At 69.3% G+C, this 11131-nt stretch carries 10 protein-coding genes; 9 read left to right on the plus strand and 1 reads right to left on the minus strand.

Features of this window, described 5'->3' with window-relative positions; genetic code table 11:
- Nucleotides 1-11 precede the first annotated feature (11 nt).
- A complete protein-coding gene (locus ACIQMX_RS14220; protein WP_402477767.1) occupies nt 12-1016 on the minus strand; it encodes a bifunctional lysylphosphatidylglycerol flippase/synthetase MprF in 1005 nt (334 codons plus the stop codon).
- A 237-nt stretch (nt 1017-1253) separates the two neighbouring features.
- Between ACIQMX_RS14220 and ACIQMX_RS14225 the strand changes: the two genes are divergently transcribed.
- From ACIQMX_RS14225 to ACIQMX_RS14265, 9 genes are read left to right on the plus strand one after another with little or no spacing between them, the layout of a single operon-like run.
- Nucleotides 1254-2840, plus strand: coding sequence for an aldehyde dehydrogenase family protein (locus tag ACIQMX_RS14225; RefSeq protein ID WP_363074931.1), 1587 nt, complete (start codon nt 1254-1256; stop codon nt 2838-2840).
- Nucleotides 2824-3960, plus strand: coding sequence for an acyl-CoA dehydrogenase family protein (locus tag ACIQMX_RS14230; RefSeq protein ID WP_402477769.1), 1137 nt, complete (start codon nt 2824-2826; stop codon nt 3958-3960). Before ACIQMX_RS14225 ends, ACIQMX_RS14230 begins: the two co-directional genes overlap by 17 nt.
- A gap of 9 nt (nt 3961-3969) precedes the next feature.
- Complete coding sequence (locus ACIQMX_RS14235; RefSeq protein ID WP_363074927.1) at nt 3970-5244, plus strand: aspartate aminotransferase family protein; 1275 nt, start codon at nt 3970-3972, stop codon at nt 5242-5244.
- Nucleotides 5237-5752, plus strand: coding sequence for an SRPBCC family protein (locus ACIQMX_RS14240; protein ID WP_363074925.1), 516 nt, complete (start codon nt 5237-5239; stop codon nt 5750-5752). The genes ACIQMX_RS14235 and ACIQMX_RS14240 overlap by 8 nt, the downstream gene beginning before the upstream one ends.
- Before the next feature lie 13 nt (nt 5753-5765).
- On the plus strand, nt 5766-6242 hold the full coding sequence (locus ACIQMX_RS14245) for a hypothetical protein (protein ID WP_363074923.1): 477 nt from the start codon (nt 5766-5768) through the stop codon (nt 6240-6242).
- A gap of 12 nt (nt 6243-6254) precedes the next feature.
- Entirely contained in the window at nt 6255-7421 is a 1167-nt protein-coding gene (locus ACIQMX_RS14250; protein ID WP_363074921.1) for an NAD(P)/FAD-dependent oxidoreductase, read from the plus strand.
- Nucleotides 7421-8776, plus strand: a complete 1356-nt coding sequence (locus ACIQMX_RS14255; protein ID WP_402477773.1) for an NAD(P)/FAD-dependent oxidoreductase — start codon at nt 7421-7423, stop codon at nt 8774-8776. Before ACIQMX_RS14250 ends, ACIQMX_RS14255 begins: the two co-directional genes overlap by 1 nt.
- Nucleotides 8773-10146 carry a cytochrome P450 gene (locus tag ACIQMX_RS14260; protein WP_402477776.1) on the plus strand — a complete coding sequence of 458 codons (1374 nt, stop codon included), beginning with the start codon at nt 8773-8775 and terminating at the stop codon, nt 10144-10146. The genes ACIQMX_RS14255 and ACIQMX_RS14260 overlap by 4 nt, the downstream gene beginning before the upstream one ends.
- Before the next feature lie 39 nt (nt 10147-10185).
- Nucleotides 10186-11130: a diacylglycerol kinase family protein gene (locus tag ACIQMX_RS14265; protein WP_363074915.1), complete on the plus strand. Its 945-nt coding sequence runs from the start codon at nt 10186-10188 to the stop codon at nt 11128-11130.
- Nucleotide 11131 lies beyond the last annotated feature (1 nt).

Here is an 11131-nt window from a genome sequence, read left to right on the forward strand (position 1 = left end):
GGATCGTGCTGTCACAGGATGTTCGTCACACGTACAACACTCCACAGGGAGCGCATCGATATTCCGCCGTCGAAAGCGAAGTATTCGGGTAGAACGGCTGTCGGGTGCCACTTCGACTTGTATTCGAGCTGGCTCTTGGCCGGATAGACGCGGTCACCGTGTTCCGCGATCAGCCCGACCACCCGCGTGGCGCCGCGGCTTGCGGTCGCGAGCCGGTGGCGGTCGTCCAGGCTGGTGAACGGGGTGAAGCCGAAGTGCAGCCAGGGCGCGCCCTGTTCCCGCATCTGCTCGATCGCGTGGGCGTTGATCGCCTCCATGACGCCCGGCGGACAGTCCGGAAGCCGCCGGCTCAGGTCATGCAGCCATCCCGGCGACGAGCCGTACACAGGTGCGTACGAGACGTACGCGATCGCCACCCCGTCGATTCTGCCGACGAAGAGCTTGCGCAGCGGCTGCCACGGGCCGCCGATCTCACCGATGAGAAACGTCAGTTCCTTGGTGTGCCTGCCTTTCTTCCGAAGCCATTGCGCATCGATGTCGGCGATCTCTCCGGTCACCTTGTCGGCGTCCACCTCGGATATCTCGAGGCCGGCGCGCATGGCGCGGGAGATCTTGTTCCGCAGGCGTACGAACCGCTTTCCGCGAAGAGAGAAGTCCGTGAGGTCCACCGCGTAGGAGGCGCCGACCTGGTTCACGGTGAGACCCAACTCGGCCAGTAATTCGGCGTCCGCACGCTGCAACTGCACGCCCACGATTCTGCGTCCGTTGCTGTGTGCGTGCTCCAGGAACCTGGACTGCATCTCCTTCCGGTTCTCCTCCGCCGTGAACGGGCCGCCGAACTGTATCCACCGCCGGCCGTGCGGACGGTAGCAGACGAAGCCGTCCAGGCCCGGGCAAGTGAAGTACTCATTGCCGCTGTTGAGGGCCAGGAAAGCGCTCGGGTTGTCCGCATACAGCTCGAGTCCGGAGACCATCGGCGCGTTGCCCTCGGGCCGGATCGAATCGGGCACCTTCATTTCCTGTCCCTCCGGTCGGCGATTCGGTAGGCATGACGTTAGCCCCCTCCCCTGACGTCCGGCCTACGCCACCGACCGAGGCGCGTCAGGGAGGTTTCAGAGCCGCAGTCAATACTCCGATAACGCATCACTGACGTGGGCGGCTCACCTGCACCGGGCTGTCACTGGAATCGAGATTGCGGGGTCACTTTGACAGCGAACGCTGAAGTCCATCGAATCCCCTCACTGAGCAGTTACGTGCGCGGAAAGGACGTGGAGAGCGGCCAGTGGGTGTACGTGCTCTCTCCCCGTGCGGTCCTGGAGGACTCGTTCGCCAGCCTCAGCCTCAAGCGCAGGCTGGAGGCCGGCCGGCTGTCCCCCGACGAGGCTCCCGAAGGGGTCGTCGTCGGCCGGGTCGCCGTCGCGGAGAACGAGACGACGCAGGACGCGCTGGCCGCCGCGGCCGACGCGGCCGCGATCTGGAGGGCCGTACCGCTGTCGACCCGGTTCGACGGCTGGATGGACCTGCTGCGCGGCGTCATCGACGAGCACGGTGACGAACTGGTCCGCCTCCTCACCCTGGAGGGACACCCATTGGAACTTGCGAAATGGGAGATCTCGGGGATGCACGAACTGGCCAGGAAGGAGACGGCGGAGTACCTGCGCGGGCAGATGTGGCAGGAGTTCTCCATCGACGGCCGCCGCAACATCGTCCGCCGCCAGGCCGACGGGGTGGTCTGCATCACCCCGCCCGCGAACGCGCCCCTGGTCAGCGCGCTCCTGGGCACCATGTGCATTCCCGGAGGCAACGCGGCCGTCGTACGGGCACCGCGCACGGCCCCCTACGGAGTCACCTACGCGCTGCGCAACCTGATCGCGCCCATCCTTGAGGAGCTCGGGGCCCCGCCCGGCGTACTCAACATCGTCTGCGGCCATCCGGGGCCGATGCTGGACACCTGGATCAACAGCCCGCTGGTCGACGACATCCTGTACTTCGGTGACGTACCGAGCGGGCTCAAGCTGGAGCGCCGGTGCGTCGAGGCGGGCAAGAAGCCGATCCTCGAACTGGCCGGCAACGACGTCGTCCTGGTCTGGAAGGACGCCGACCTCGACCGGGCCTCCGACGCCCTGGTCGAGAGCTTCTACGGCTCAGGGCAGCTGTGCATGATTCCCAACCAGGCACTCGTGCACCCGGATATCGCGGACGACCTGATCGCCCGCGTCGCCGAGAAGGCACAGGCACTGCGCACCGGCTACCCGGACGACGAAGGCGTGCTGCTCTCCCCGGTCCTGCGCCACGACAAGTTCAACCAGTTCCTGTCCGACGCCGTCGAGCGCGGTGCGACCCTCGTCACCGGCGGCCACGGCGTGCAGATCGACGGGACCCGGGACAGCGCGGGGTTCTTCCTGGAGCCCACGGTCCTGCGTATCGACGGTCTGCGCGGCGCACGTGAGCTGGACGTCGTGAAACACGAGACGTTCTTCCCGCTGCTGCCGGTCATCGTGCCCGAGCCGGCCGACGACGAGGTCCTGTTCGACAGCTTCGTCGACTTCGTCAACTCCAACATGTACGGGCTGAGGAACTCGCTCTGGGCACGGGACGAGGCGGTGACGGACAGATTCGTCTCGGAGACCGTCAAGGGCGGGCTCCTCAAGGTGAACGACTCGCACATCGCGTTCACGGCCCCACTGCCCTCGCACGGAGGGACCGGCCTGACCGGCGGCGTCTTCGGCGAGGCCAACTACCCCGTGCTGCGGACCACGCACCTGCAGGGGGTCTCCATCGTCGCGGACCGCTCCTCGCAGCCTTCTCGGAAGGAAGAGCGCGATGCGAACTCTCATTGAGGCACGTGAGGTCTGCGAGACCTACCTCCCCGGCCTGCTGGCCAAGCTCGCCGACATCCCGCTGGCCGACCTGGAGAAGCCCGGCAACAACGGGCTGGAGCTCTTCCGGGCGAGCGGCGGCCCGGCCCTGGTCATACCGAAGGACTACTCGGGCTCCGGCGCCACACCGCAGGAGGCCATCCAGGTCACCCGCGCCATCGGAGCCGCCGCACCGTCCCTGGCGGTCGCCTCCACCATGCACCACTTCTCGGTGGCGACCATCTTCACGCTCGCGTCGAGTCTGAGTTCCAGCGGTCTCGAATGGGCACTGCTGGAAGGCATCGCCACACAGAACCTGCTGGTGTCCTCGGGGTTCGCCGAGGGCAACCCGGGCCAGGGCATCCTTTCGCCCACCGTCGGCGGCGTCCGCAAGGACGGCGGAGTCCTCGTCAACGGGTCCAAGCGTCCGTGCAGCATGTCGCGTTCCATGGACCTGCTGTCGGCCAGTCTGTCGGTCCCCAAGGAGGACGGCGGATCCGAGACGCTCCTGATGCTCCTGCCGGCGGAGACCCCCGGGGTGTCCGTGCACCCGTTCTGGCGCAGCAACGTACTGGCCGGTGCCGAGAGCGACGAGGTCCGGCTGACCGACGTCTTCGTCGACGACATGCTGCTCGTGCCCACGGAGGCGGGTGAGCAGGGTGAACTGGACGAGTTGCAGACCGTCGGGTTCATGTGGTTCGAGATGCTGATCACGTCCTGCTACCTGGGCATGGCCAGCGCCCTCGTCGAGCGGGCCTTCGCGAGCAAGAAGCTCGGCCCGCAGCTGGTGGCGGACCTCGGGGTGCGCATCGAGACCGCGGCCCAGCTTCTGGAGGGCATCGCCGCTCAGCTCACCTCCAGGCAGGGCGACAACGCCGCGCTCACCAAGGCGATGATCGCGCGTTACGGCGCTCAGGAGGCCATCGTCGAGGTCGCCGGGCGGGCTGTCGAGGCACTCGGCGGCATGGCCTTCATCGGGTCGCCGGACGTCGCCTACCTCCTCGCCGCCTGCCAGTGCGCCAACTTTCACCCCCCGTCCCGGTCCAGTACGAGCGGTGCGCTGGCCGCCAACTTCGCCGGCGACGTCCTTCGGTTCGAGTGAGGTCCGGGCATGCATGAGCAAGCATTGACAGACGAGCGGGTGTCGACGGCCTACCGCCGCACCATGAGCTCGGGCCGGGCGCGTCTGGCCGACGTCCTGGGAGGCCAGGTCGAGGTCGAGACGTCCGGGGCCTGGCTCACCACGAGCCGGGGCGAGAAGTACCTCAACGTCGGTGGCTACGGGGTCTTCATCACCGGCGCCCGTCACCCCACCGTGGTGCGCGAGGTCGAGCGGCAGCTGCACACGCATCCGATCGGCACCCGCATCTTCCTCGATCCCGCCGCCGCGCGAGCGGCCGAGCTGCTGACATCGGTGACGCCGCCGGGACTCGACCGTGTGCACTTCTCGGGATCGGGGACGGAGGCCGTTGAGGCGGCGATCAAGATCGCCCGTCTCAACGGGCGCCGCCATCTGGTCTCCATGGCCGGCGGCTACCACGGCAAGACCATGGGCGCGCTCTCGGTCACCGCGAGGGACACCTTCCAGGCTCCGTTCCGGCCCCTGCTTCCCGACGTCACCCATGTGCCGTACGGCGACGCTCCCGCACTGGCCCGCACGCTTCGGCAGCACCCGGGCGAGGCCTGCGTGATCCTGGAACCGGTCCAGGGCGAGGGCGGGGTGGTGATCCCGCCGCCCGGCTATCTGCGCGAGGTGCGGGCGCTGTGCTCGGAGCACGGCGCACTGCTCGTGGTCGACGAGGTGCAGACGGGCCTCGGCCGGCTCGGCGAGTGGTGGGGCTGTGACGCCGAGGGCGTACGCCCCGACATCCTGCTGTCCGGCAAGGCGCTCGGCGGTGCGGTGATGCCGGTCGCCGCGACCGTCGCGACCGACGAGGTCTTCTCGGTCCTTGACCGGGACCCGATCCTGCACACCTCGACCTTCTCGGCCGCGCCGATCGCCATGGCGGCCGTGTACGGGGCGCTTCTGGCCATCCAGGAGGACGACCTGGTCGCCAGGGCCGCCGGACTCGGCGCACGCCTGACGCCCGAGCTGGAGCGGATCATCGCCGCGCACCTGCCGCATCATCCCTACGAGGTGCGCGGAGCCGGCCTGCTCATCGGCATCGAGTTCGCCGACCCGGCGCTGGCGGTGGAGCTGTTCATGGCCATGGTCGCCAACGGCGTCATTGCGAACCTCTCGCTCAACTCGGACCACGTGGTGCGGCTCACCCCGCCGGCGACCCTCGACGAGTCCGAAGTGACCTTCCTTTTCGAACGGTTCGAGCGCGCGGCCAGGCTGGTCGCCGAGCGGAACCCCGAGTACGAGGTGCTGGCAGATGCGTAGTCTGGAACTGAAGTTGCAGTCCGCCGCCGACGCGGAATTCGCGTATGGGCGGATCGCCGAGTTCGAGAAGTACCCCGAGTTCGTCGACGAGGTCCGCTCGGTCGTCGTGCACGGGCAGTCCGGGGACGAACCGCTCGTCAGCGAGTGGGACATCTTCTTCCGCAACGGCCCGTTGCGCTGGGCGGAGGTCGACTACTTCCAGCCCGAACAGCGACGCATCGTCTTCGAACAGACCAGCGGTGACTTCGACGTGTTCCGGGGTTCCTGGCACGTGGCGCCCTTCGACGGCGGCTGCGAGGTCACGTTCGAGGCGACCTTCGACTTCGGGATCCCGAGCCTGTCCGGCGTTCTCGAACCGATTGCCACCAAGGTGCTCAAGGAGGCGATCGCGACCATCGTGTACCGCCTGCTCGGCGGAGCACACGTCGTGGGCGACCCGGCGACCGCCATGGCCGTGATGGCGCGGCTCGGCGGCGAGCGCGAGCCCGACACGGCGCTGACGGCGTGACGCGGAGGCGACGATGGATCATCTGAACCGCTTCGAGAGCAGGGTCACCTTCCAACTCCTGCGGCTGGAGTACGGCGTCGCGCTCGTCGTGTGCTCGGCACTGATGCTCCAGCACCTCTCCGAGGTGCGCTGGTGGGCCGCAGTGCTGCTCTTCGTCTACATCGACCTGATCGGCTACCTTCCCGGCGCCTTCGCGTTCCGCAGGGCCAAGGGCGGACGGATCTCCAAGGTCTACTACGTCCTCTACAACACGATGCACAGCTTCGCCACGCACGCCGTCCTGCTGGGCGTCTGGGCCGCACTCGGGGGTTTCGAGTGGGCCTTCCTCGCTGTGCCGATCCACCTGTGCGGCGACCGCGCGATCTTCGGCAACTTCCTGAAGTCCTTCCGCGTGCGGTTCGAACCGGTCTCCGTCCCCGCGTTCGTGGAGTTCGAGCAGCGCGTCGTCGCACACGACCGAGCAGAACATCCGATGCACGAGCGCGTCTGAGGTGAGGAACTCATGTCCGACAGCAGTGAACGTCCGATCATCATCGGCGCGGGCCCGGGTGGTCTCGCGGTGGCCTGGACGCTGAAGGAAGCCGGTCTGAACCCCGTGCTGATCGACAAGGCGGAGATCGCCTGCTCCAGCTGGCACTCGTACTACCCGTCGCTCCGGATGAACTCGTGGCGCCGGCTGAGCTCGCTGCCCGGCATGCGGCTCTCACCGGAGTACGGCCCCTGGCCCATGCGCGACGACTTCCTCACCTACATGAAGAAGTACATCGAAGTCCTCGACCCCGACGTCCGCTGCGAGACGGAGGTGCACCGTGTGGACCGCGAGTCCGGCGGCTGGGTCGTGCGCACGTCGTCCGGGGACCTGCGGGCGAAGAACGTGGTCATGGCCACCGGTCTGCATCGCAAGCCCTTCGTGCCGGACTGGCCCGGACTGGAGGAGTACGAGGGCGAGTTCCTGCACGCGCGGTCCTACACGGTCCCCGCTCCGTTCGTCGGGAAGGACGTCCTCGTCGTCGGCTGCGGCCCCACCGGCATCGATATCGCGGTCGCCGCCGCGAACGCCGGCGCCTCCCGCGTGCGGATGTCGATACGGAACATGCCGGTGCTCTTCAAGCTCAGTGCGACGACCTCGCTCCTGTGCCAGGCCATCAAGCACGGGCCGCTGCCGCACTGGCTGGTCAACCGGGCCAGCCTGCTGATGCACCGGATGCAGTGGGGCGACCTGTCGCCGTACGGCCTCGCCGCCCCCACCGAGGGCACCATGGCCGGCACCGCCCGCATCGGACACTCCTACGGAGCCATCGACCGCGGTCTGATAGCCGCCGTCCGTGAGGGAACGATCGAGGTCGTCCCGGGTGTCAAGGGCTTCGACAAGAAGGCTGTGCTGCTGGAGGACGGCTCCGGCATCCATCCGGAGGTCGTGATCGCGTCCACCGGACAACGGCCGGACATGGAGGGCCTCCTGGGGCACCTGAACGTCCTGGCCCAGCCGGGCGGGCGTCCGGTCGTCCACGGCGGCAGTACCGCGCCGCACGCGCCCGGCCTCTACTTCCAGGGCTACCGGCTGCCGCCCGGCCAGCTGCCCGACATGGCTGTCGACGCACGGGCCATCGCCCGCGCCATCACCGGGTCCCGGCGCTTCGGCGTCCCCGGCGTGCTGCGGGGCCGGTGATGACCGGATACGGGACACCGTGGGAGAGCAGCGGGTACACCACCACCCGGCCCCGGCTGCAAGGCACCCACCGCTGCGACGTCGTCGTCATCGGCGCGGGCCTGACCGGTCTGACGACCGCCGTCGAGCTCCTCGAACTCGATCCGGACCTCGACGTCGTCCTGGTGGAGGCGGACCACGTGGCGGCGGGCGCGAGCGGCCGCGGCACGGGGCTGCTCGGGCCGAGGGTCGGACCTCCGGCAGCGGTCGCCCGCCGGCGGTACGGCGACGACGTCGCACGGGCCTCCTATCTCTGGTCGGCCGCCGCCGTCCAGCACACCATGGACCTCGTGCGGCGTCTGCGGATCTCCTGCGACCTGGTTCCGGGAACCCAGCTCGTCGTCGCCGCCGACGAGAAGGCCGCCGAGGACCAGTGGCGGGAGGCCGAGGCAGCCCGCGCTCTCGGCCTCCCGGTCACGCTGGTCGAGCAGGACGAACTGCCTCCCGTGGCGGCCCGCTACCGCAGTGGGCTGCGCCACGGACCGGCCGCCACACTGGACCCGGCAGCGCTCACCGGACAACTGGCCAGGGCCGGTGAACAGCGCGGACTGAGGATCTTCGAGCGCAGCACGGTGCGCCGCATCCGGCGCGGCCTGCTCCTCTCCGTCGCCACCGACGACGGAGTCGTGGTCGCGGACGACGTCGTGGTCGCGGTCAACGCGTTCAGCTCCGTCCTCGGCGCACCGACGGGCGTGATCGGCGTGAGCGTACAGGCCGGGGTGACACAGAAACTGCCGCCCGATGCCGTCGAAGCGCTGGACGGACTGCTCACCGAGCCCCTCATCGAGCACGGTGAGCTGTCGCCGTACTTCCGACTCGTTCCCGACGGCCGCCTCGTGGTCGGCGGGGGAGCGGTGCGACGCGGGCCGTTCGGGTCGCTCGCACCCGCTCCCGGACGGCTCCGCGCAGCCGTACGGGCGCTGTCGCCGGCGCTGGCGGACATGGAGATCGAGTCCTCGTGGGCCGGGCCCGTCGCCATGACGCGTGACGGCCTTCCGGTGATCGGCCACCACCCCGACGACCCTCATCTGCACCACGCCGGAGGCTGCAACGGCCACGGCATCGCGGTCTCGGTCCAGCACGGCACACAGCTGGCGCGCTGGATCGTGAACGGCCTCAGGGACGACCCGCCCACCGCTCTTCCCTGGGTACGCCCGAAGGCGCCGTGGGTGCCCCGGGGCCGTCTGGCGGACCGGGCGCTCGACCGCTATCTGGCCCATCTGACCGCCGCGGCCGAGCAGGCCCGCCCAGCGTCCACGGGGCGCCGCGCGGACCCGGCCGGGCCGCCACGCACGACGGACGGAGACACACCATGAACAGCGGCGGACGCGACAACGCAAGCGCCAACGAGCGTCTGAGGACTTCGGCGTCGATCAGTCAGGTGTCCATCGAGGGAGGGATGGACCGGATGCCGCCCGGACCGTCGGACTCGGTGCTGTCACAGACGATCCGCTTCCGGCGCGGAAGGCAGCACTATCTGCCGCAGATGCACGACCGCTACGGCGACATCGTCACCCTGCGGGTGGCACCCGGCGGGCCGTTCGTCATTCTGCGCAACCCCGAGCACATCAAGGAGGTCTTCCGGGGCGCGCCCGAGGTCTTCCACGCAGGCGAGGGCAACTCCCTCCTGGTCCCCATCGTGGGCCGGCACTCGGTCCTGACCCTGGACGCGCCCGAGCACAAACCCGCACGCAAGCGGATCATGCCTCCGTTCCACCACGACCGCATCGCCGCACTGGTGTCGACGATGCGGGACATCGCGGAGCAGGAGGCCCGGAGCTGGCCGGTCGGTGAACCCGTCAGACTCCTGGACCGTGCCTACGCGCTGACGCTGGAGATCATGGTGCGGGTCGTTTTCGGCGTCGACGACGTCCGGCGGGCCGCCGAACTGAGCCGCGCGCTGCGCCAGGTGTCCGACATCGGCCTGTCGGACATCCTGGTGTGGATCAGGCCCGGACTGGGCAAGGTGTGGCCCTGGCGCAACGTGGTGCGCAACCTGGAACACGCCGACGCGCTCATGTACGAGGAGATCGCCCGGCGGCGTCGGGACCCCGATTCCTCCTCCCGGACCGACGTACTGTCCATGCTGCTGGAGGACGAGCCCGACGACGAGGTCGTGCGCGACGAGGTGATGACGCTCCTCGTGGCCGGTCACGAGACGACGGCCGTGGCGCTGGGCTGGCTCTTCGAGCGCCTGCTGCGTCACCCGCGCGTCCTGGCCCGGGTCCGCGAGGGCATCGACGAGCCCAAGGACGCCTACCGGACCGCGGTGTTCAAGGAGGCATTGCGGGTCCGGCCGGTGATTCACAACGTCGCCCGGCGCCTCACCGAGCCCATCGAGCTGGGCGGCTACCGGCTGTCGGCCGGCGTGGCGGTGCTGCCGTCCGTGGGCGCCGTGCAGTGCGACCCGCGTCTGTGGGGCGCCGACGCGAAGGAGTTCCGTCCCGAGCGGTGGCTGGAGAGCACGCCTCCGCAGAACGCGTGGATCCCCTTCGGAGGCGGCGTGCGCCGGTGTGTGGGAGCGATGTTCGCGCAGGTGGAGGTCGAGACGGTGATGGCGGGCGTGCTGCGCGCCGTGGAGCTCGAAGCGGTCGACCCCGCTGACGAGGGCAGCGCGATGAACCACATCACGATGATCCCCAAGCAGGGCACGCGCGTCAGGGTCGTCCGCAGGCTCGCCCCGTAGGACAGGCAGTGATCCGACACAGGAATGAGAGATGGGAAGATGACACAACGTCTGCAGGTCGCCGCGGTGGTCAACCCCGCGGCAGGGGGCGACGCGGACCGTGTGCTGGCCGCCATGGAGGCGGTCGGCACCGCCGATGTCCTGCCGCTGAGGACCGCGGGACCGGGTGACGCCGCCGATATCGCGTACAAGCTCGCCGTCGGCGACGTACCGCCGGACCTCGTCGTGGCTGTCGGCGGAGACGGAACGGTCCACGAGGTGGTGACGGGTCTGTACCGGGCCGCCGAGTCCGCGGCCGCGGCCGTTCCGCCGCTCCTGGTGGCACCGGGTGGCACGGGCAACTCCGTGTACCGCGGTCTGTGGAACGACGAACCCTGGGAGCTCGTGGCCGGCCGGGCGCTGTCCGGCGCCGCGACCGCCCGCACGATCGACCTCGCCAGGATCGAGCAGAGCGGTCACATGGTGGTCCTCGGCTCCGGAAGCGGCCTGTTCGCCGCGACGCTGCTCGCTGCCAGGAACCGGACCGAGACGGGGCGCGACCTTCTGATGGCGGCCGCCCTGGACGCCATGGCGGCGCACGAACCGTATCCGGGGCGCGTCCGTGTCGACGGGAAGGTGCTCCACGACGGCGGCGTGGTCGAGACGATCGTGGGCGGATTCCGCTATCGCGGAGGTCTGTTGAACCTGGTGCCGGAGTCGGTCCTCGACGACGGGCTGCTGGACATCACGGTCGTCACCTCGGCCGTCGACATGAACGCCTTCGCCCTGGCCGCGGTCCAGGGCAACGTCTACGAGGTCCCCGGCATCGTGTGGGGGCGCGGCGAACGGATCACGGTCGAGCGCGTCGACGGGGAGCCGGTGCTGTACGAACACGACGGCGAGGTCATGCCGCAGAGCACACCGTCCTACGACATCCACGTCGTCCCGGCGTCGCTGACCGTGCTGACCGCGGCCCAGGCGCCCGCCTGGTTCAGGGAAGGGTGAA

It is taken from the genome of Streptomyces sp. NPDC091416 (genome assembly GCF_044756845.1).
Lineage (GTDB): Bacteria > Actinomycetota > Actinomycetes > Streptomycetales > Streptomycetaceae > Streptomyces.